This is a genomic window from Exiguobacterium sp. S3 (genome assembly GCF_018617295.1).
In the GTDB taxonomy this organism is placed as follows: Bacteria; Bacillota; Bacilli; order Exiguobacteriales; family Exiguobacteriaceae; genus Exiguobacterium; species Exiguobacterium profundum.
In genome coordinates this window covers 95,830-116,332 of sequence record NZ_JACSJW010000005.1, presented here as the reverse complement: position 1 = coordinate 116,332, position 20,503 = coordinate 95,830, and the positions used below count along the sequence as shown (strand labels likewise).

Genomic DNA, 20,503 nt, shown 5'->3' with positions numbered 1-20,503 from the left:
CGTCGGAAGGTTCCGAGCACCACTTCAACTGTCTATTATTTTGTGCGAGCCGCGTCCATTTGACAAGTGTCATCTTTCGATTCGAAAAAGAATTCTCTTAGTCGTTCATATGCGGCTTGTTCTTCTTGGACATATACCTTCCCACAAACAGCACCCGCTCGCATCATCCAGACCTCATCTGCCAACATGGCGGCGACGTCAAGTTGATGCGTTGAAAACACGATGGTCGCCCCCCGTTTGGCCTCTTGTCGCAATAGTTCGCTGAGCATTTGCATCCATAGCGGATCGAGTCCGTTCGTCGGTTCATCCAACAACAAGATGGCCGGTTCGCTTACAAGAGCTTGAGACAACAAAAGACGTTGCCGCATCCCTTTTGAGAGTTCGGAGACGCGCTTTCGTTTATGCTCGTACAGACCGACTCGTTTTAAAACCTCCAGAGTCGGATGTGCCCCTTGCAAGGTAGCGTAGTAGATAAATGTCTCCTCAACTGTCCATGCCTCATCAAAATAGAAATCATCCGGCATATAGCCAAAACTCTCATTATATTTCACGCGTTGTTTGATCGTATAACCATTCAATTGAATGTTGCCGGTACTCGGTTTGATGGTACCATTCATCAGATTCAACAGCGTCGATTTTCCGGCACCATTGCTTCCACACAACGCCACGATTTTCCCCGAGACGATGTCTTCACGAATGGGAAGGAGTGACCACGAATCACCATATTTTTTCCCTACATCTAAACAGTTAATCATGACGATTCCCTCCGTACATCACCGTCGAGGCAAGCGATAACAAGAAACCACTTGCCGTAAGCAAGCTCAACCAGACTCCAGCGTATCCAATCGGTCGATGCATCCAATTCAACAGGTGGAGATAGACATCCCCAAACACATCTGAAGAGGATACAATCGTACTGGCCCATACACGCATCAAGTCAAATCCATTCAGAAACAGCGCCACAATCATGCCGTTCACTTGCATACCGTAAGGAAGCCAGGAAACGATGGTCACGAGAAGCGTTGGCCAAAGCAACACGAGGATCGTCCATGTGAGGAAGGCCAATAGCATCGCTCGAATCCGCTTGCGCGCGATTAGTCCAAGCAAGGTTCCGAGCGCTGTCGCGTAGATTGTTAATCCAATCGCGTAGGAAAACAAAATCATCCAAGCCTTACCTGATTGTCCGACAACGAGCGAAGCAACGAGGAAAGCCAACAGCAGAATAAGTCCTTGTGTCACGAGAAATGAACTGAATCGGACTAAAATCATCTTCCATTTAGGATAGGTAAATGTTGAGAGGAGATTCAATCGCTTCGATTCCTGTTCCTGTCCCCAATGAAGCGCTGTCGTCAATAAGATAAAAAGAGGAAGTAACAGACCGAGCACCGTGATGAGCGTTGCACTTACATTTGTATAGTCCGCAGCAACAGGTAGTGCTTGTCCGAGTCCTCCGAGTAGAACGAGCGTGAGAATCCATATAACTAAGAATATATAGTTCTCACGCTGTCTCAGACTTCGCGCCCATTCCATACGCCACAGTGACATCGATTATTGCCCTTCTTCTTCTGTATCCATGTCCATTTCGCTATCTTGATCCATTTGATCCATTGAGCCCTCGCCATCCATCTTCATGTGCATCTCGCCGCGCTCCCACGAATGGTCTTTCAATTGTTCGAAGTCCATCATTTCTCCACCATTCTCTTCGATATAGGCTTCAGCATCAGCCTCTTTTGCGAACGAGAGAATATTGTACGCCATTGGTGTTTTCGACTCTTTGTCGTACACGAACATCGCTTCGTCTAATTCGACCCAATCTTTCGTATTGAAATCTTTCACGTACATCGCAGCAATATCTTCTTCTTTTTGTTCAGGATACCAATCACGCATGAGACAACCGATGTCATCAAACGCATATCCTTTTTCATTTTCCATGATGGCTTCCGCTGCGAACTGCTTATCCATGACTTTCATTTTACACACTTCACACTCTGTTTCGCCCCATTTGATTTCAAACGGTTCTGCCGATGCACTCGAACATGCTCCGAGTGCCAATGATAATCCTGCGATGGATAATAATCCTGCTACTTGTTTATACGATTTCATGTCGTTTCCTCCCAAATATCCAAATGATAATAAGTAAAATGATACTCCCTAAATTCCAAATCGAACCGTTCCACTCCCACCTTGCTGTATAGGTTTGCGGTGAAAGGTCCGTCAACGATACATCATTCGGACTTCTCAGAATGTTTTCTAATAGGAGAAGTCCCGGGGACCCGTATAATAATTCTAGCGCTTCATATGAATCAGTTAATAAGAACAAGTACGGTTCGGTTTGAAATGGGACTTCGCTATACCCGTCACGATCTAGGTCCAACGTCGTCCCACCCCAGACATTTCCTTGTACAACGTTGTCATGCGACTCGACCATCGTCACCGGTTCACGATTTCCTAACAGATTATTTTGAAGAATCATCATCCCCGTTGCTTGCTTGAATTGAAAGCCGATATCGTTGCCGTTAATCGTATTCCGTTCAAGAATCGTTCCTACTGACTGCTCCGCGAACAAGCCGATATGATTTCCAGATACGTTCGTCATCTCGATGGTCGTATCGATTGCCTCATAGAGCATCAGCCCCGTCGCCGTTCCACCGAACTGGTCGTGTACATTCCCATTTTTTAAGACGACTCGATTCGTTCCCATAATCATCGCACCGGTCAAATTATGATGGAGTTCGGGCACCGAAATCACCACGTCAGTCGGAAACATCAAGTGAATGCCGTAGCGCGAATGCGAAACGACCGGTCGAACGATTGTGTGCCGAGATCCATTCTCTATGTATATCCCGTCTCTCACTCTCTTCACTACAACTCCACGCAGTTCGGTCGCCTCACTATCAAGGAGCACCATCCCATCCGCCTGTCCATTCCCATCAATGGACATTCGTGTGACTCGAACTCCATAACTATCCTCAATCAATAGTCCAGTACCAGCGGACTCAATCGACACATCAAGCAGTTGATGTCCGAGACCAGATACTTGGATGGCTGGTACATCGTCGTTCTCACATTGTTGTACTGATACACGTTCGAGAACAGCACCGGTTCCACGCATGATAAATGCGGGATGGCCACAATTCGTATATGTTTTTCCGTCTCCATCCACATGCTCATTCGACTCAATGACGATGGGTTCAGTCAACGGAATCGAGTGTTCTTCCGCCTCTACCTGTGTTGCCCAACACAAAAATAGGATACAACTCAATATTCGTTTCATGCCCCCTCCTTCTCATAAGCGCTTACAACATCCATTCTACTGAAACCCCCACCGGTATGTGTGTGGTTTATATGGGATTCCTGTGACAATTTCTTCATAAAAAAAACACAGACGGTGAAGGGGTCGTTTCACCGTCTGTGCCATGCTTATTTCACTTTGTCTTGCCATACTTTCGTGAAGTCCTGAAGCATCTCTTCACCTGTTTTTTGTCCACCGACATATGCCTGCATAAGGGCACCATATTCATTCACTGCTCCATCCGGATACTTAAACCAGTTCCAAGAGATGGTCTTCCCTTCATTCGAATACGCCAAGATATCGTCTGCGAGTGGTCCAAGGTCGTTGGCTTCAATCGACTTGAAGGCAGGGATGAACTTGAACTTGTTGACCATGTAGTCTTTCCCAGTATCCGACGTCGCCATCCACTCTAAGAAGTCTTTCGCTTCTTCTTTATACTTCGAATTTTTGTTGACGACCCAGTTGTTCGGGACACCGACCGGAAGTCGGTCCATCTTCTCCGCATCGTCATTGATTGGGATTGGGACGAAGCCCATCTCCATATCTGGATTTACGTCGAGGATCATTTGTTGTGCCCAGTTCCCTTGTTGGAGCATTGCTGTCTCTCCTTGGGCGAACTGTGTGACTTGTGTATTGTAGTCCGTCGTCAACGGGTTTTTGTTTCCGTATTTAATCGTCAAATCAAACAATTTCAAAAACTCTTGGAACTGTTCATTGTCTTCAAACTTCGCTTTATTCTCATTGAGCGCTTGAATAAATGCATCCGGGTCGTCTTGTTGCGCCATCGGAATGTTCAACAAGTGGATTCCTAAAATCCAGAACTCTGCATAACCGACAGAGAACGGTGTGATTCCCGCTTGCTCAAGTTTTTCAGCAGCATCTGTCAGTTCAGAGAGTGTTTTCGGTAACTCTTTGATCCCTGCTTTTTCAAATAGTTCTTTATTATAGATAAATCCGTAACCTTCGAGGTTCATTGGCATTCCGTACAGTTTACCGTCCATCGTCATCGGCTCTTTGGCGACTTCTGTCAAATCTCCGACCCACTTCTCGCTTGAGAGGTCCTCGAGTTTATCTTTCCATGTTTGTGCTTCCGTGAATCCACCGTTGTTGAAGATATCCGGTTCATTTCCTGAGGCGAATTGTGATTTGAGGGCCGCACCGTAGTCTGCTCCACCACCGACGGTTTGAACCGTGACTTTCACACCCGTTTCCTCTTCATACTCTTTTGCCATCGCTTCAAGGTCTTTCGCAATCTCTGCTTTGAATTGGAAGACGTTTAACGTGACGTCTTTTTTGTCGCCACTATCTGCATTCCCTTCAGAAGAACCTTCGTCCGTGAGTGATCCGCCGCCGCAAGCCGCGAGTGATAAGACCATTCCAGCCGTCATGACCGCTGTAGACAATTTCCACTTCCGTTTCATCTCATTTCCTCCCTTAACCTTATCCATCTTTACAAACTCAACTTTAAATGAAAACGCTTCCACAATGTAGGTGTCAAAATTGACGGATAGGGTGGAAAATGTTGCACAGAAAAACAGGACTCTTTTTTCGAGTCCTGTTCCGTGTTTCTTCTTATTAAATTACAACAAGCTGATGCCAGCTTCTTTACACGATTGAATGACTTCTTGCGGCCAAACCGATGTTTGCACTTCTCCGATATGACGCGCGCGCAAGAGATACATTGCGACACGCGATTGTCCGATTCCGCCCCCGATTGTAAGCGGAAGCGTTCCTTCGAGCACTCCTTGATGGAATGGGTACGCGCGCTTCTCTTCCGCGTCTGCTTTCTTCAGTTGCGCATCAAGTGCCACTTCGTCGACACGAATGCCCATCGATGACAGTTCAAATGCTGACTCGAGCTCAGGGTGCCACACGAGAATGTCTCCGTTAAGCGACCAATCATCATAGTCTGCCGCTCGTCCATCGTGTTTCATACCTGAAGCGAGAAGATCTCCGATTTGTGAGATGAAGACCGCACCGTACTCTTTACAGATAGCCGTTTCACGTTCTTTCGGCGTCATCGTCGGATACGTATCCTCCAACTCCTGACTCGTGATGAAATGAATCATTTCCGGAAGAATCGCTTCAACACCGTACGCTTTCTCTACTTCCGCTTCTGTTTCACGGAGCGCAGCGTAAATCGACTCCACCGTTGCTTTCAAATATTCCATCGTCCGTTCTTCTCGAGCAATCACTCGTTCCCAGTCCCACTGATCGACGAATAAAGAATGTGTCGCGTCGAGTTCTTCGTCGCGTCGAATGGCACGCATCTGAGTGTACAATCCTTCACCGACACCGAATCCGTAACGACCGAGCGCTTCACGTTTCCATTTCGCGAGTGACTGAACGATTTCAAGTTCATGTCCCGGATACATCGTATCAAACTGAATGATACGCTCCACACCGTTCAAGTGATCGTTGACCCCACTCGCCGATTCGACGAATAGCGGTGCTTGTACTTGAATCAGTCCGAGTTCACGTGAGACTTTCTCCTCAAAGAGTGCCTTTACTGCTGCAATCGTCTGCTGTCTTTCTTTCATCGTGCTTGTTGCTGTTGTCATTTTCCGTTTCCTCCAATTGTGGAATATTTGAAAATGAAGCCATGAAAAAAAGCCCTCCATTCCCATCGAACATGGGACGGAAGACTTCGGTTCCGCGGTGCCACCCAAATTAGTAGACGAATCTACTCACTTTTTCGAGACAATCATCTCGTAACTCCGATAACGGGGAGCGGTCCGGCTACGTCTACTGGCAAAGCGTTCGGGTAGCGACTCCAGGAAGTTTTTCGACGAAGGGTTAAGACCGGGCTCACACCACCCCCGGATCGCTTGGCTCACTACCTTCGTGTACTCGTCCTTTCGACGTCGTTCACAATTGAATTGAGTTCATTATTATAAATATTCAGATTAATGTCAACGATTTTTTTCAAAAAAATAATCCTCCGTGTAGCGAACGGAGGATTCCCTTGGGAGGGTTATTTAATCGAACCGCTTGTGATCCCTTTGATGATATGCTTTTGCATGCCGAAGAAAAAGACCAGAAGGGGAACGATTCCTAACACTAAACCTGCTAATGCCAAATCCCATTGTTTCGTGTACTGTCCAAAGAAATAGAATGTCGCGAGCGGGATGGTCCGTAACTCGACATCACGAAGAACAAGCGATGGTAATAAGAAGTCATTCCAAATCCATAGACTGTTCAAGATGACGATTGTCACCGTGATCGGCTTGAGAAGTGGAAAGACGATGCGCCAGAAGACACCCCATGTCGAGCAACCGTCGATGATGGCGGCTTCTTCAATCTCCTCAGGAATCGACTTCATGAATCCGTGATAGAGGAACACTGAGATACCAGACCCAAACCCTAGATACATGACGATCAGGCCCCAATGACTATTCAACAGACCGAGGATACTCGAAACTTTCACGAGCGGAATCATGATGGACTGGAACGGAATGACCATCGCTGCCACGAACAAGAAAAAGATCATTGTGGAAACCCAATGTTTCGTCCGAACGAGTTTCCATGCCGCCATCGAGGTGAAGATGACAATGACCGCATTCGCTCCGACCGTGATGAGAAGGGAGTTCAAAAAGACACGTCCATAATTCATCGCTTCCCATGCTTCTGTATAGTTTGAGGTCAACCACTCGTTCGGTAAGGCGGACGTATTCGTAAAGATTTCAGCCATCGATTTGAACGAGTTGGCGACAACGTAATAGAACGGGACCAAATAGAGTAGTCCGAGCAAGATGGCAACGAGCTCAATGATTCCAAGATTCCAAGAATACGTTCCTGGACGCAGCGGACGTTGCGGAATGCGCTTCGGTGTCTTCTCTACGTTCGTCTCGACATGTTCTAGTTTTTCCGTCGTCATGCTTCCACCTCCCGTTTTTTCGTCACGTACACTTGCGTCACCGTAATCGCAGCCACAACTAAGAAGAAGATGACCGCTTTCGCTGACCCGAGACCATAATTGTTATTCACAAAAGACTCCGTATAGATATTTAAGGCCAACATCTCGGTCGATTTGAACGGTCCACCATTCGTGAGCGACAAGTTCGTATCAAACACTTTGAACGACCAAGAGATGGTTAGGAACAAACAGATGGTGATCGATGGCATAATCATCGGTAGCGTGATATGGCGGAGCATCTTAAGACGGTTTGCCCCATCAATTCGTGCCGCCTCCATCAAATCAGTCGGCACGTTTTGTAGCGCCGCGATGTAGATGACCATGACATACCCGCCGCCTTGCCAGATGGCGACAATCACGATTCCCCAAAATGCCGTTTGCGCATCACCGAGCCATGGTAATTCGAACAGGCTCCACCCCGTCAGCGCACCAATCGAGGCAAATCCTTTCACATAAATGAACTGCCAGATGAACCCGAGAATTAAACCACCGATCAAGTTCGGCATGAAGAAAATCGTGCGTAGAAAGTTTCGCGTCTTAATGTTCATCGTCAATAATAGCGCCAATGAGAAACCGACGATATTCGTCAATAGGACAGACACGAGCGTATATTTCGTCGTAATCCAAAAAGAAGCGCGGAACTGTTCATCTTCAAAAAACAAGCGGTGATAGTTGTCCAATCCGACAAAGTTCAGTTCTCCGGTGACACCGTTCCAGTCAGTGAAACTATAGTAAATACCATTAAAAAATGGGATGAGTACGATTGCGACAAATGCCAGAAAAGCAGGTCCGACAAATGCTATAAAGCTCGCAGGTTTCTTCCAATTCCCTCTGCGTTTCGTCCGTTTAGTAGTCTCAGTCATGTGTATCGCCTCCACTATCACTGTATCGTGTCAAACCCTTAATGAAAACGGATACATTTGACGGAAAGGGTGGAAAATATTGAACGGAATGAATGAATTTGAAGGCGTGATGAGTTATGGTAAAATCAATGATAATACGAACGGATTAAATATGATTTGCCTTGATTCATATTTTAATCCGAAATTTCCGAATGATTTTAAGAGAATAAAAAGATATCGTTCGATAAACGGAGGGACTTTTTGAATGACAACAACGAAACCATTATCTGACCTTACGATTGCCCAACAAGCCAAAACCTTGCCGATTAAAGACATCGCAGCAAAAATCGGATTAGATGAAGATGATCTAGATCTTTACGGGAAATATAAAGCTAAACTTTCTTACGATGTCCTCGAACGTGTGAAAACGCAGAAAGACGGAAAACTCGTTCTCGTCACAGCGATCAATCCGACACCAGCTGGTGAAGGAAAATCGACGGTGACAGTTGGTCTCGGACAAGCGTTGAACCAGTTGGATAAACAAGCAATCGTCTGTCTGCGCGAACCTTCACTCGGTCCGACGATGGGTCTAAAAGGTGGCGCTGCTGGTGGTGGCTTCAGTCAAGTTCTCCCGATGGAAGACATCAACCTCCACTTCACAGGTGATATGCATGCGATCACATCGGCCCATAATACGATCAGTGCCATGATTGACAATCACTTGCATCAAGGAAACGACCTTGGGATCGATGTCCGACATATCGTCTGGAAGCGTGTCCTTGACTTAAACGACCGCGCACTTCGTCATGTCACGGTCGGTCTCGGTGGTCCTGCTCACGGAGTCCCTCGTGAGGACGGATTTGATATTACCGTCGCTTCGGAAATCATGGCGATTCTCTGTCTGGCCGATTCATTGGACGACCTCGAAGAACGCATCAAGCGAATCGTAGTCGCCTATGACCATCAAAAAGAACCAATCACGGCAGAACAAATCGGGGCGGCCGGGGCGGCGACGTTACTGTTGAAGGAAGCCTTTAAACCGAACCTCGTCCAAACGCTCGAACAAACGCCTGCACTCGTTCACGGCGGACCGTTCGCAAACATCGCGCACGGATGCAATTCATTGATTGCAACGAAGACTGCATTAAAGCTTGGGGAGTATGTGGTGACGGAAGCTGGGTTCGGTGCCGATCTCGGGGCAGAAAAGTTCTGTCATATCAAATCTCGAGTCGGTGATTTGAATCCGGATGCGGTCGTACTCGTCGCAACCGTTCGCGCTTTAAAAATGCACGGTGGCGTTTCAAAAGATCAGCTTCACATCGAGAATGTCGGTGCAGTCGGAGAAGGATTGAAATTACTCGCCAAACATATCGATACGATGAAAAAACTCGGACTACCTACGGTCGTCGCATTGAACCGTTTCAATTCAGATACAGAAGAGGAACTTGCAACCGTTCTTGATTGGTGTGCGGCACACGGTATTCGTGCTTCGCTCAGCGAAGTATGGGCAAACGGCGGACTTGGTGGTCGACAGTTAGCCGAAGCGGTCATTGACGCCGTCGAGTCGAACGAAAGCAAACTTACGCCTCTGTATGAGTTGAACGATTCAATTGAACAAAAGATTAAAACCATTGCGAGAGAAGTATACGGTGCTGCAGACGTCGTGTTCACCACCAAAGCACAAAAGCAAATGAAAGATGTGCAGGCGAACGGCTGGTCGGACCTTCCCATTTGTATGGCGAAGACACCGTTCTCCCTCTCAGACGACCCTTCAAAATTCGGTTATCAACAAGGATTCACCATCACCGTTCGCGAATTAAAACCTTCAGTGGGAGCAGGATTCCTTGTCGCCTTAACTGGCAACATGTTAACGATGCCAGGGTTACCGAAACATCCAGCGGCTCTCAATATGGGAATTGACGAATCTGGAAAAGCAATCGGCCTTTTCTAATAGGGGGATGACACATGATCGTATCACAGTTGACGTATCCTGACGGGTATCAAACAGAAGTGATGCACGTTCAGGCAGAGCAATCGATTGGAAAAATATTCATGTTTCACGGGATGCTCGAACATCACAAAAGATATATTGAGTTTGCACAGTTTATGGCAGATAATGGCTATGATGTGTTTGTGTGTGACTTGCGAGGTGCGGGTACAAGCGCTCATGACCAACGCACATATGGGCATCTTACGCCAGGAACGGGATTCCAACAACTTGTTGAGGATGCACAGTTCCTCATCCGTCAATATGAGGATGATCGTCCGACATATCTAATAGGTCATAGTTTCGGTTCTCTTCTCGTTCGAAAGCTCGGGCAAGTCATGGGGCACGCCTTATCCGGAATCGTCGTCGTCGCCCCGCCTCCTCATCCAGGAGTTGCAGGCGAACTCGGGCATCGCTTAATTGCTACCGCGATGAAACGAACACACGAAACACACCAATCTCGTTTTTTTGAACGACTGTTATTCGGACGTTATAATCTTAAGTTTTTACCTGCTCGAACGGATAGCGACTGGCTTTCAAGTGTTCCAGACGAAGTCGACTCCTATCTCGCCGACCCAAATTGTGGCGGTTTGCCTTCCCTCGGTTTTTTACATGAAGTGACACGCGCTTCATTAGATGTCACCACGTCTGCACGGATTCATGAACATCCGAAGTCTCTTCCAGTTCTGTTCGTTGCCGGAATGGACGATCCTGTCACGCATGACGGAGAAGGGTTGAACGGAATCATTAAGAAATATCGTAATGCAGATGTCGAGCTCGCAGTCGTCACTTACGACAATGCTCGACATGAAATCCTTCGTGAAGCACACCGCGAACAAGTATGGTCAGATATTCTTGCTTGGATGAAGCAAAACAGAATCCATTAATTTACTTATTACCCTTTTATAAGGGGATTTTTTATTTACCTGATTTTAGAAAAGATATTTTAAGCATTTACCTTTTTTGTAATTCTACTTCTTCTTTCCATTTTTTAAGTACGTTATACTTAGACCGCAATCACTTTTAATCACGTTTTTTCATCCGAAAGGGGTAACATATTGAAATCGACACTCTCACGATTGGGGGTTGCCGCCATCGTCTCAGGTACGATTCTGAGCACCCTTGCGCCTCTCCAATCATACGCAGCAACATCCGAAGGAACAGTCAACACACCCATTTTAAATGTACGGTCTGATTCATCGACATCGTCTTCAATCGTTGGCAAGTTAACAGAAGGAACGACGGTAGACGTATACGCCGTCAACGATGAATGGGCACAAATAGAGTTTAAAGGACAGAAACGATATGTTTCTTCTGACTATTTGACCCTCCTTCCTACATCCATAAAAAATACGAATTCACTCTATATAGCTAAAGAAAATGCTCAAATGTACACTTCTATGACAAGTTCTTCATCTATTAAAGCATCGATTAAGCAAGGAGATACAGTGACCTACTTGTCTACACACGGTGCGAGTGGTTCTTGGTATAAGGTGTCCTATAAAGGAAATACTGGCTATGTAGCTAAACGCTATTTCTCTCTTCCTAAGAGCGGATCAGTGACTTCTCAAGTCAACAAATCCTACATGACAATAGCCACTACAAAAGTACATGTATCTACTTCTTCATCTTCTCGAGTCGTTGTCACTTTATCCAAAGGAAAGAAAGTAATTCTTCAATCACTTCATGGAGCAACTAACTCATGGGCAAAAATTTCTTATAACGGTGTCACTGGATATGTTGCGATGAAAAACCTTCAATCGACCACTACTACACTAACAAAGTCACTGTTTGTTCATAATCCGACAAATCTTTATAATTCAATGTCTTCTTCTAAAACAGCTATTCGTGCGTTGAAACCTGGAACAATCGTTTCGCGAATTTCGACTCACGGCGCAACTGGTTCATGGTCCAAAGTAACATATCAATCAAATACTGGTTACGTACCGACTCGTGATCTTTCTGAAACTTTTACACCTATAGCGACACCTTATTACGCCCAGCAAGATACAAAATTGTATTCTTCAATGTCTAGCTCCAAGAAAACTTTACTTCAAATACCAAAAGGTACTAAAGTAGAACAATTCGCTAAGTTTGGAGCCAGTGGATCTTGGTATCAAGTTCGTTATAATAATACGACCGGCTATGTGGTAGCACGTGACTTTGCGCTAACACCACCAATCGGTATCAAAAAAAATGTGTCGTACACAAACTATCCAATGACAACCCAAACGATGGCGGAACGTCAAATGGCACAATTTGCTCAAACAGATGCGCACCGTTTCGAAAACGCCTATTTACCTCGTGCCTGGGTCAGTGTAAACGGTGTGACAGGAACGATAACTAAACCTGAAATGATTGTTGTCTCTAGAGTAGGTACTGCCCTAAAAGCGGCGGCTTCATCTAATTCATCTACACTTATTAAAATCCCTTATGGTGCAGAGATTGAATATATCAATCGATACACCTCGGGTTCAACCACTTGGTACAAAGTAAAGTATGGTTCCATTACTGGATACGTAACACCAAGTTCAGTTGTAGGAACTGCCAACATACTAAGCCAACCTTCACTAGGTTCACATGCATATGGTCAAATCAACACAGGTGAAAAAGTATCCATTACAGGACAGCAAGGGAACTATTACACGATTTCGTATAAACGACCGGCCGGACACAATATCCGAGTCTTTGATAACACTTGGCGTCGTGCATCAGTTGATGATCTTCTTCCATACGTCGATCCTAGCCAGATTGATGCAAACTCTCGATCATTCTATCAATTCTTAGATTTATCGAAGAGCGCTGGGACAACTGCGACAACATTGAACAAGGTCCTCACATCAAAAGGAACGCTCAGCGGACAAGGTCAGGCATTCGTTGATGCGGCTAGTATGTATGGCGTGAACGAAGTGTATCTTCTCTCGCATGCCATCCTTGAAACTGGACATGGTACATCCCTTCTCGCAAAAGGAGTTCCTGTCGATAAAGATGGGAATGCATTAATTAACTCGAGTGGGAATCGGATTTATCCGGAACGTCCTGTTGCCGCAACCGTCTATAATATGTACGGTATTCAAGCAACAGATAGCAACCCTCTTGGAAACGGCGCCAAATACGCCTTCCAACAAAAGTGGTTCTCTCCTAAAGAAGCGATTATCGGAGGAGCTTACTGGATTGGGGCTAGCTATATCAATCACCCGACATATAAACAAAATACGCTGTATAAGATGCGCTTCAATCCTTCTTCACCAGGAACGCACCAATATGCAACGGATATCGGATGGGCCGCAAAACAAACGACAAGCATCTATAATATCTATCAATCACTTGATGCTTACACACTCAACTTCGATGTACCAAAATATCAGTAAAAAAGGAGACACGCGCCTCGTTGGCGTCGTGTCTCCTTTTATGTCCACTCAATCGAATCGATAATGGACTCGATTTCCATCTTTTCATCGGTCACCTGATCGGCTACGTAAGTTAAGAATAAGAGCCGTTTCCCATCGGTCAAGGACCATACATCTAAATGCATCCCATCTTCAATCCCACTTGCGTAGGCCGTTGTCATATCACTCGTTTCAGTCGTGACACTTGGAGCAATCTTTACATCAATCGGAAATTCGCCTAAGAACGTATTCAATTCGCTCATAGCGGATTGTTTTGGTTCTTGCGAATCTTCTGATTCATAGATTGAGATTTGAAGCGTCCCTTGCGCATCCGCTTCCGTCGAGTAAAAACTCACATAGTCTTCCTCTTCGCTGTATTCATAATGTTCCGGATACGTCAGGCGGAACCACCCATCAATTTCGTACTCTTTCATGCTGTTTTCTCCTTTACTTGCTTGAATGCCAGCCCTGTGACCATTTTAGCTTGAAGCGCGTACTTCAAGCGTTCGGTCACGTAAAGACGTTGGCTATTTACGTCTTGGGCGATCATATGTCCAAATAAGTTCATGCGGACAGTTTGATTGGATAGGAAATAGAGTCGATCCGCACTCAGCGGACGATATTCGTTTGAATGTTCAAGGTATTCGATTTCAAAGCGGCGGAGGACGTTCAGCGCACAGTAACGATCGGTTTTCCCGGTACTCGTATGAAGCTCGACACGAACGAGCTGAACGTCATACGGACAGACATTCATAAAGATAGGTCCCACCCGCTCATGGATCAAGAGGATACCCATATCGGTCTCAATTAAATCTGGCAGGGCTCCTTCATCTTGCGAGATGCTTAACACGACATACGGTCGGTTTGTCGGTGCAAGCAATTCCCCTTTATAAAATCGAAATCGTTGAATTCCTGTTAGAACCCGGGCACGCCAAGCACTCCCTCGAGCCTCGGCTTCCATCCGATACAACCTCTCTCCACTCACGCTTACTCCCCCTTCACTTGTTTGAGCGCATCGACGAACGTTTCCCATTCTAGGTTGTCACAAACAACCTTATTTTCCAATCCCCATTCTTCATCGATTGTCAAACGTACTTCGTTCGATTGTGCGTGACGGGTGACTCGAAGATCTCCTATTTGAATCATATCCGGATGAATCTCAAACGTCATACTTGGTAATCCGACCCACTTGATTCGATTCGTTCGTAACACAACCTGCCATTCTTGTTCATGATGGATCGAAAACGTCCAACTTCGGAGAGACACCGTCGTGTTCGTTTGTTTCGATTGTTTCAACATTCGAAACCCTTCACCCATCAGTCGTAAATATGATTTTCGCTCACTCATATTTCATTTCTCCCCTTTTTTCTATTATCTGCGTTGTGAATAGGATTCTGCAACCTAAAAAGTTTTTTTAAAAAAGGGTTTGCAAATTCCATCGTATATGCTATTATATCAAAGTAACGTTAAGAGTTAATACGTTTCGCGGGTGTAGTTTAATGGTAAAACCTCAGCCTTCCAAGCTGATGACGAGGGTTCGATTCCCTTCACCCGCTCCATATTTTTTCTTTGATGCGGGTGTAGTTTAATGGTAAAACCTCAGCCTTCCAAGCTGATGACGAGAGTTCGATTCTCTTCACCCGCTCCAATATCGACATATACGCGAGAGTATCTCGCACACATACACTGCACGGTTGAGACCTTGCAAAAAGCAGAAAGTCACACGACTTTCTGCTTTTTTGTTGTTCCGTCTATTGTTTTGGGGAAAAGAGTGATTGAATCCATACAGACAAGGAGGAACTCCATTGATTCAAGCGAAGCTGCAATCCTTTACCGTATACGAAAGCGCGTTGATGCGAACGACATCGACCCTCATCGATACACCAGATGCCCTTTTGTTGATTGACCCGACCTGGCTCCCCGAAGAAATTGCGACAATCCGTCGTGACATCGAATTACACCGTCGGAATCGGCCGCTTTATGTCATCTTCACACATCATCATTTTGACCACATCATCGGAGCTTACGGCTTTGCAGATGCCACAACGATTGCCTCACAGGCTTTCGTCGATGCAGACTCATCTGACCAATTAAATGAGATTCGCGAGTTTTATGAACAATATTATATTGATCACCCGATTCAAAAACCGGACATCGACCTGGTCATCCAACCCGATCAAACGCTTTTAATCGGTTCAGTGCCCGTGACCTTCCTCTCTACACCGGGCCATGACGCGACACATATGTCGGTTCTCATCGAATCCATGAATCTTCTCGTTTGTGGAGATTATGGGTCTAATGTCGAGCCACCTTTTATCGAACACGACCCAACCGCCTATCTCGACACGTTACAAACCTTGCAATCACTCATCTACGAACATGAGATTCGCTGGTTCGTACCAGGGCACGGCGATTTGTGCGACAGCCGGAGTCACATGATTGAGAGATTGAGTGCGGCGGAAGAATATATCTTGGCACTCCCCGAAGAACGTCATTGGTCCTCCGCATGGCCAGAGCACGCTTTTTTTGACCGTGTTCATGAGCGGAATCGAAAGATGGTGGAACAAAAAGAGACCGAGCGTCGATCTCGTCAACAAGACGTATAAAAAAATCGCAACGTCTCCCCAAAACGTTGCGATTTCCCCCTATGTAGACCTATTTCTTTGTGACGCGTTCTGAGCGGACCGTGAACATACGGTCAACCCCATAGATCGTTACTCCCGTCAGAGCGAGTAACCCAATCATTGCAGAAGAAAACATGACCATCCCCCCATTGTTCACAGTTTCGTCATAATCACCCCGTGGTTTCATTATAAAAGACCATTTCAAAAAAAGAAAGCGTTTTCTTCAAACTTTCTTCACATTTCCCGCATTTAACCTCTATCGTTTTTTGATACAACGTCCCTATAGTGATTAGACAGACACGTGTAAAGATGTGTAGCTTTTGTGGAATTTGGGAATACATGATGTAAGGATAAAAAGAGACAGAAGCTGCTCGTCGAGGAGGAAGAGGTATGATTAAGTACGGTACATTGGTACGAATCGAGGGAAAATATGCCGTGTTGAGATGGAACAACGGCTCAAGTTTCATCCCTAGACGATTCCTACCATCCGAAGCACGTGTTGGTGATACAATCATTCGAGACAACCATCATTACTATCTTGAAGAAGATATGACCCCTAACTTTGACGCATTGATCAAGCAACACTATAAAAGCTGAACGGTCTGCCCTCTCTAACCGGGCAGTTCGTTCAGCTTTTTTTCGATTGACTCATTCTGAGATGTCGTCGATTTGTTGCTGAAGCCACGCCTCGTCTACCGGACCCGTTTTTTTCGCCATGATGATCCCTTTTGCATCTAGAACGTACGTCGTCGGTAATGCGACAACACGATATTGTTGCTCGACAGCGGCCTCTTCATCTAGCAAAATCGGAAAATCAACGGGATACTCATCTAGGAATGCCTCCACGTCCTCTTTTCCTCGTCGCTCATTTTTGGTGACGTTCACACCAAGTACTGGGATGCCTGTCGCTTCTTCAAACGATACGAGTTCAGGAAACTCATCCCGGCATGGCGGACACCAAGAGGCCCAGAAGTTAATGACGACCGGCTGTCCTTGGAACTCAGAAAGGGTCAAATTCTCCTCATCTAACGTATTCAAAGTGAAGTCCGGGGCTTGTTGCCCCACTTCAAGTCCTCCTAATACCGATTCATTTTGGACGATCGGAACCGCTTCTTCTTTCTTTTGTGTCATCATATATTCCTCGTAGCCTTTATATGCGAGGCCAGCAATCAATAGAAGGATCAGCGTTCCAATACCAATTCTTTGTAAGCGCATCATTTACCCCTTGTTTGTTTTACTTAAGATTTCTACACTTAACTTATCATAAACCCGTAAAGGAGCGTATGGATTGTGCAACTTCAAAACGAGAAAATACAGATAACCTTAAAGGCACAAGGTGCTGAGATGACGAGTTGGAAAGTATCCGGAACTGAACTCTTATGGCAAGGGGACCCGACCTATTGGGGACGACAAGCCCCGATCCTCTTCCCGATTGTCGGTCGATTGCTCGATGATCAATATGTATATGAGGGAAACACCTATACGATGAGTCAACACGGATTCGCTCGGGACGCTATGTTCGAGGTCGAATCTTCGACTGCCACGTCGGTCCGCTTCACATTGAACGATACATCGGAATCACGTCAACACTATCCATTCCCATTCACACTGACCGTGTCCTATCAACTTGTGGGCGAAGAAGTGATTGTGACGTATCGCGTCCATAACCCGGGCGAAACGACGTTACCGTTTAGCATCGGTGGTCATCCTGCATTCAATATTCCGTTCATGGGCGGGACATTTGAAGACTACGTGATCGATTTCGGCGAAATCCGCTCCCTCGATCGCTATTTGCTCGAGGGCCCTTATTTAACAGGCGCGTATCAACCACTCGGAGAACGTCAGTATATCCCCCTCACTCGGTCGTTATTTGCCGACGATGCACTCATATTTGAGAAAATTGAGTATGCTGCACTCCGACATCAACCAACCGGCGCAGCCATCGTAATGGAGAGTCCCTCTTTCACGCATTTCGGCATCTGGTCTCCGCCGCAGAAAGACGCTCCGTTCGTCTGTTTGGAACCTTGGTTCGGACATGCGGATTATAAAGGCCATCGAAAAGATTTCCTACACAAAGAAGGGATCCAACTCCTCCCACCAAACGAAACGTTCGGAGCGAGTTATACATTATATATGGAAAACTAAAAAATCAATCCGACGTCTTGTCGGATTGATTTTTGATTTAGAAGCGATCGTCTTGTTCGGCTTCATATTCTGACACCGGCTTTTTCATGATGAGTGCCAGAATGATATAAATGAGGAGTCCCGGGCCACCGAGAAGCGCCATCGCCACGAATAGGACTCGCATAATGGTGACGTCCACCCCTAGATAGTTTCCAAGCCCTGAACAAACACCGGCAATCATTTTATTGTTTGGGTCTTTATAAAGTTTCCGTTCCATATCATCTTCTCCTCAACTCATTATGATCGTTGTGGTCGACGTAATGTCGTTCTTCCGCCGTTCGCAACCTCTCCACGCCCTTCAAAGTCGAGCGCTTCATTAATCGGTGTGCTACCAGACTTGATTTCGATTCGGCGACCGTACAGACCTCGGTTGTCGAGAGACGCTGCGATGACAGTCGCTACATCGGTTTCGGAAATCGTCGCACCATCCGCATCACTCAAGTCCTCTGATGCTTCGATTGAACCTTTACTCGGTTCATCAACAATGGTCACTGGGCAAATGATCGTATAGTTCAAACCGCTATGTTCGATATACTCGTCAGCGGCATTGTTAGCTGACAGAAAGTTAAAGAGTTCTTTCGGTGCAGCGTTCGGTTGATCAGCGCCATAGGCACTGAGTAAGACAACATGACGTACCCGTTCTTTCTTAGCGGCATCGATGGCATTCATCGCAACGTTTCGGTCAAGCAATTCAATTTCAGTGCTCGAACCATCCGCGCCAGCAGTTGCCGCGATAATAACGGCATCTTGTCCACTTGTCGCCTCATGTACTTTCTTCTCGAGTTCTGTCTCGACATCAACCGTCAATACGTGTGCACCCATTTTCTCGTACTCTGCTTGTAGTTCAGGATAACGAATTAAAGCGGTCACTTGATGGGTTTTCGCTAGGCTTTTCAATACACGTTTCCCGATCTTTCCTGTTGCTCCAATGACTAAAACTTTCATTCAAATTTCCCTCCTCAAAAGAGTAGTTCATTTGTTTAAATTTCCTCTTTCAAGTCAGAATCAAACCCTTTTCTTAAAATTATCTGACAGTACCCCAGACAGATAAATCAAGGGCGTCTCGAATCGCCTGCACGCTCTCTTCTAACGGTTCATAATAATACACGTTATTGATATAAGCATCTTGACCCTCGACTTGCATCTTATTCACCTCAGGATTCGAAATCATCGTCAATCCGACAGATGCCATTTGCAAGACGTTCATCTCAAGTCCCATTTCTTCTTTCATGAAGCGATACGTCGCCGGAATTTTTGTCCATCCTGAAGGACTTGCCAGTTTTTCAGCGACAGCTGTCATGACCTCCGTTTGACGATTCGAACGTGCTCCGTCTGTATCCGATTTACGGTGTCTCGCATACGCCAAGGCCATGTCTCCATCCATTGCATAGGAAACACCTTCTGTATACTCATACGTCTGGTTGAACCCTTTCTCGCTAAACGAATGCGTCGCCGTGACATTTACCCCACCAATCAAATCAATCAATTCCATGAATGATTCGAACGTGATGACGACCTGTCCGTCGACCGAGGCGTCGGTCAGCCCTTCCACGGCACCAATCGTACACTCTGCGCCGCCGAACGCGAACGCATGCGTAATTTTGTCACCTTCCCGTTCAGGCTCACATGGAATCGCTGTATACGTATCACGTGGAATCGATACATTCTGAACAGTACCAGAGCGTGGTACGAATTCCATCAACTGCAAGGAGTCCGTACGAGATCCCGACAACGATTCTCCTACTCGCGCATCGCTCCCCATAATGAGGAATGTAAATGGAGCAGTCGCAAAATATCCAACAATCAGTAGCATTGCCAGTAAGAGAAGGGCAGCTTTCCCCTTCCATTTACGCTTTCGTTTCGATGGTTGTTTAGACGAATGATCCATTTCTCGTTTAGTAGGGGTAGACGGTGTTGATGGTTTCGTCGTCTGTCGAGATTTTGGTCGAGATGGTTTCCGTTTCGAAAATAATGAAACCCGGGGCAGTCGTTTCCGACTTGACTTTGCCGTCCCATTTTTCGTCCTTGGCGATTCTTGGGTTTGTTCGTTTAAAAAGGGATGTTCTGATTGGCGTGTTGCCCGTTCACGCTGTTGTTCAGATTGTGCATGTATAGAGGGCTCGTCCGCTTGACCATGGTCCACACGAGACGATTCGATTTCTTGTTGTTCTAATTCGCGCTTTCTACGTTCGACACGCGATAAATGTTGTTCATCTTTCATCATTATGATCCTCAACTTTATCAATTTTTCTCTATTATCCCGAACCAG

At 46.0% G+C, this 20,503-nt stretch carries 21 protein-coding genes, 2 tRNA genes and 1 other annotated feature; of the genes, 8 read left to right on the top strand and 15 right to left on the bottom strand.

Going from position 1 to position 20,503, the window contains the following annotated elements:
• Positions 1-35: 35 nt before the first annotated feature.
• The 8 genes from KNO65_RS13175 to KNO65_RS13140 all read right to left on the bottom strand — a co-directional run bounded on the left by KNO65_RS13175 (position 36) and on the right by KNO65_RS13140 (position 8,071).
• On the bottom strand, positions 36-755 hold the full coding sequence (locus KNO65_RS13175) for an ABC transporter ATP-binding protein (protein WP_214784771.1): 720 nt from the start codon (positions 753-755) through the stop codon (positions 36-38).
• Positions 748-1,545 carry an ABC transporter permease gene (locus tag KNO65_RS13170; RefSeq protein ID WP_214784770.1) on the bottom strand — a complete coding sequence of 266 codons (798 nt, stop codon included), beginning with the start codon at positions 1,543-1,545 and terminating at the stop codon, positions 748-750. The genes KNO65_RS13175 and KNO65_RS13170 overlap by 8 nt, the downstream gene beginning before the upstream one ends.
• A gap of 3 nt (positions 1,546-1,548) precedes the next feature.
• The gene (locus KNO65_RS13165; RefSeq protein ID WP_214784767.1) at positions 1,549-2,103 is read right to left on the bottom strand and encodes a nitrous oxide reductase accessory protein NosL; all 555 of its coding nucleotides are present in this window, start codon (positions 2,101-2,103) and stop codon (positions 1,549-1,551) included.
• Positions 2,090-3,274 (bottom strand): right-handed parallel beta-helix repeat-containing protein, encoded by a 1,185-nt coding sequence (locus tag KNO65_RS13160; RefSeq protein ID WP_214784765.1) that lies wholly within the window; start codon positions 3,272-3,274, stop codon positions 2,090-2,092. The genes KNO65_RS13165 and KNO65_RS13160 overlap by 14 nt, the downstream gene beginning before the upstream one ends.
• A gap of 146 nt (positions 3,275-3,420) precedes the next feature.
• Complete coding sequence (locus KNO65_RS13155; protein ID WP_196431581.1) at positions 3,421-4,713, bottom strand: ABC transporter substrate-binding protein; 1,293 nt, start codon at positions 4,711-4,713, stop codon at positions 3,421-3,423.
• 159 nt (positions 4,714-4,872) lie between these two features.
• Positions 4,873-5,853 carry an aspartate--ammonia ligase gene (asnA, locus tag KNO65_RS13150; RefSeq protein ID WP_074037761.1) on the bottom strand — a complete coding sequence of 327 codons (981 nt, stop codon included), beginning with the start codon at positions 5,851-5,853 and terminating at the stop codon, positions 4,873-4,875.
• 69 nt (positions 5,854-5,922) lie between these two features.
• Positions 5,923-6,163 (bottom strand) — a binding site (T-box leader).
• A 103-nt stretch (positions 6,164-6,266) separates the two neighbouring features.
• Positions 6,267-7,169: a carbohydrate ABC transporter permease gene (locus tag KNO65_RS13145; protein ID WP_230236958.1), complete on the bottom strand. Its 903-nt coding sequence runs from the start codon at positions 7,167-7,169 to the stop codon at positions 6,267-6,269.
• The gene (locus KNO65_RS13140) at positions 7,166-8,071 is read right to left on the bottom strand and encodes a carbohydrate ABC transporter permease (RefSeq protein ID WP_196431582.1); all 906 of its coding nucleotides are present in this window, start codon (positions 8,069-8,071) and stop codon (positions 7,166-7,168) included. Before KNO65_RS13140 ends, KNO65_RS13145 begins: the two co-directional genes overlap by 4 nt.
• Before the next feature lie 244 nt (positions 8,072-8,315).
• On the opposite strand from KNO65_RS13140, the gene KNO65_RS13135 reads away from it, so the two are divergent.
• The 3 genes from KNO65_RS13135 to KNO65_RS13125 all read left to right on the top strand — a co-directional run bounded on the left by KNO65_RS13135 (position 8,316) and on the right by KNO65_RS13125 (position 13,408).
• Entirely contained in the window at positions 8,316-10,001 is a 1,686-nt protein-coding gene (locus KNO65_RS13135; protein ID WP_214784762.1) for a formate--tetrahydrofolate ligase, read from the top strand.
• A gap of 14 nt (positions 10,002-10,015) precedes the next feature.
• Positions 10,016-10,924, top strand: coding sequence for an alpha/beta fold hydrolase (locus KNO65_RS13130; protein ID WP_214784759.1), 909 nt, complete (start codon positions 10,016-10,018; stop codon positions 10,922-10,924).
• Between the two features lie 171 nt (positions 10,925-11,095).
• The gene (locus tag KNO65_RS13125; RefSeq protein WP_214784756.1) at positions 11,096-13,408 is read left to right on the top strand and encodes an SH3 domain-containing protein; all 2,313 of its coding nucleotides are present in this window, start codon (positions 11,096-11,098) and stop codon (positions 13,406-13,408) included.
• A 38-nt stretch (positions 13,409-13,446) separates the two neighbouring features.
• Here the strand turns inward: KNO65_RS13125 and KNO65_RS13120 are convergent, their stop codons facing one another.
• From KNO65_RS13120 to KNO65_RS13110, 3 genes are read right to left on the bottom strand one after another with little or no spacing between them, the layout of a single operon-like run.
• Complete coding sequence (locus KNO65_RS13120) at positions 13,447-13,860, bottom strand: DUF3805 domain-containing protein (RefSeq protein ID WP_074037765.1); 414 nt, start codon at positions 13,858-13,860, stop codon at positions 13,447-13,449.
• On the bottom strand, positions 13,857-14,411 hold the full coding sequence (locus KNO65_RS13115; RefSeq protein WP_148209495.1) for a hypothetical protein: 555 nt from the start codon (positions 14,409-14,411) through the stop codon (positions 13,857-13,859). Before KNO65_RS13115 ends, KNO65_RS13120 begins: the two co-directional genes overlap by 4 nt.
• Positions 14,412-14,413: 2 nt before the next feature.
• Complete coding sequence (locus KNO65_RS13110; RefSeq protein ID WP_031421018.1) at positions 14,414-14,773, bottom strand: hypothetical protein; 360 nt, start codon at positions 14,771-14,773, stop codon at positions 14,414-14,416.
• A gap of 138 nt (positions 14,774-14,911) precedes the next feature.
• On the opposite strand from KNO65_RS13110, the gene KNO65_RS13105 reads away from it, so the two are divergent.
• The 4 genes from KNO65_RS13105 (at position 14,912) to KNO65_RS13090 (ending at position 16,647) form a co-directional block, all read left to right on the top strand.
• A tRNA-Gly gene (locus tag KNO65_RS13105) sits at positions 14,912-14,985 on the top strand.
• Between the two features lie 15 nt (positions 14,986-15,000).
• Positions 15,001-15,074 (top strand) — tRNA-Gly (locus tag KNO65_RS13100).
• A gap of 157 nt (positions 15,075-15,231) precedes the next feature.
• Positions 15,232-16,032, top strand: a complete 801-nt coding sequence (locus KNO65_RS13095) for an MBL fold metallo-hydrolase (protein ID WP_031421016.1) — start codon at positions 15,232-15,234, stop codon at positions 16,030-16,032.
• A gap of 408 nt (positions 16,033-16,440) precedes the next feature.
• Positions 16,441-16,647, top strand: coding sequence for a DUF3006 domain-containing protein (locus KNO65_RS13090; RefSeq protein ID WP_015880796.1), 207 nt, complete (start codon positions 16,441-16,443; stop codon positions 16,645-16,647).
• Between the two features lie 51 nt (positions 16,648-16,698).
• Here KNO65_RS13090 and KNO65_RS13085 read toward each other — a convergent pair whose 3' ends face one another.
• Entirely contained in the window at positions 16,699-17,265 is a 567-nt protein-coding gene (locus KNO65_RS13085) for a TlpA family protein disulfide reductase (RefSeq protein ID WP_240499783.1), read from the bottom strand.
• 75 nt (positions 17,266-17,340) lie between these two features.
• On the opposite strand from KNO65_RS13085, the gene KNO65_RS13080 reads away from it, so the two are divergent.
• Entirely contained in the window at positions 17,341-18,195 is an 855-nt protein-coding gene (locus tag KNO65_RS13080) for an aldose 1-epimerase family protein (RefSeq protein WP_214784753.1), read from the top strand.
• 37 nt (positions 18,196-18,232) lie between these two features.
• Here KNO65_RS13080 and KNO65_RS13075 read toward each other — a convergent pair whose 3' ends face one another.
• The 3 genes from KNO65_RS13075 to KNO65_RS13065 form a co-directional block, all read right to left on the bottom strand.
• The gene (locus KNO65_RS13075; RefSeq protein WP_074037769.1) at positions 18,233-18,451 is read right to left on the bottom strand and encodes a PspC domain-containing protein; all 219 of its coding nucleotides are present in this window, start codon (positions 18,449-18,451) and stop codon (positions 18,233-18,235) included.
• A gap of 20 nt (positions 18,452-18,471) precedes the next feature.
• Entirely contained in the window at positions 18,472-19,179 is a 708-nt protein-coding gene (locus KNO65_RS13070; protein WP_074037770.1) for an SDR family oxidoreductase, read from the bottom strand.
• Positions 19,180-19,258: 79 nt separating this feature from the next.
• Positions 19,259-20,455 carry an LCP family protein gene (locus KNO65_RS13065; RefSeq protein ID WP_251131728.1) on the bottom strand — a complete coding sequence of 399 codons (1,197 nt, stop codon included), beginning with the start codon at positions 20,453-20,455 and terminating at the stop codon, positions 19,259-19,261.
• Positions 20,456-20,503 lie beyond the last annotated feature (48 nt).

Coding starts and splice junctions, on each gene's coding strand:
- KNO65_RS13120 (WP_074037765.1), bottom strand. CDS start 13,860: ATGAAAGAGTACGAAATTGATGGGTGGTTCCGCCTGACGTATCCGGAA.
- KNO65_RS13130 (WP_214784759.1), top strand. CDS start 10,016: ATGATCGTATCACAGTTGACGTATCCTGACGGGTATCAAACAGAAGTG.
- KNO65_RS13090 (WP_015880796.1), top strand. CDS start 16,441: ATGATTAAGTACGGTACATTGGTACGAATCGAGGGAAAATATGCCGTG.
- asnA (WP_074037761.1), bottom strand. CDS start 5,853: ATGACAACAGCAACAAGCACGATGAAAGAAAGACAGCAGACGATTGCA.
- KNO65_RS13140 (WP_196431582.1), bottom strand. CDS start 8,071: ATGACTGAGACTACTAAACGGACGAAACGCAGAGGGAATTGGAAGAAA.
- KNO65_RS13145 (WP_230236958.1), bottom strand. CDS start 7,169: ATGACGACGGAAAAACTAGAACATGTCGAGACGAACGTAGAGAAGACA.
- KNO65_RS13070 (WP_074037770.1), bottom strand. CDS start 19,179: ATGAAAGTTTTAGTCATTGGAGCAACAGGAAAGATCGGGAAACGTGTA.
- KNO65_RS13175 (WP_214784771.1), bottom strand. CDS start 755: ATGATTAACTGTTTAGATGTAGGGAAAAAATATGGTGATTCGTGGTCA.
- KNO65_RS13170 (WP_214784770.1), bottom strand. CDS start 1,545: ATGTCACTGTGGCGTATGGAATGGGCGCGAAGTCTGAGACAGCGTGAG.
- KNO65_RS13075 (WP_074037769.1), bottom strand. CDS start 18,451: ATGGAACGGAAACTTTATAAAGACCCAAACAATAAAATGATTGCCGGT.
- KNO65_RS13165 (WP_214784767.1), bottom strand. CDS start 2,103: ATGAAATCGTATAAACAAGTAGCAGGATTATTATCCATCGCAGGATTA.
- KNO65_RS13085 (WP_240499783.1), bottom strand. CDS start 17,265: ATGCGCTTACAAAGAATTGGTATTGGAACGCTGATCCTTCTATTGATT.
- KNO65_RS13155 (WP_196431581.1), bottom strand. CDS start 4,713: ATGAAACGGAAGTGGAAATTGTCTACAGCGGTCATGACGGCTGGAATG.
- KNO65_RS13160 (WP_214784765.1), bottom strand. CDS start 3,274: ATGAAACGAATATTGAGTTGTATCCTATTTTTGTGTTGGGCAACACAG.
- KNO65_RS13110 (WP_031421018.1), bottom strand. CDS start 14,773: ATGAGTGAGCGAAAATCATATTTACGACTGATGGGTGAAGGGTTTCGA.
- KNO65_RS13065 (WP_251131728.1), bottom strand. CDS start 20,455: ATGAAAGATGAACAACATTTATCGCGTGTCGAACGTAGAAAGCGCGAA.
- KNO65_RS13135 (WP_214784762.1), top strand. CDS start 8,316: ATGACAACAACGAAACCATTATCTGACCTTACGATTGCCCAACAAGCC.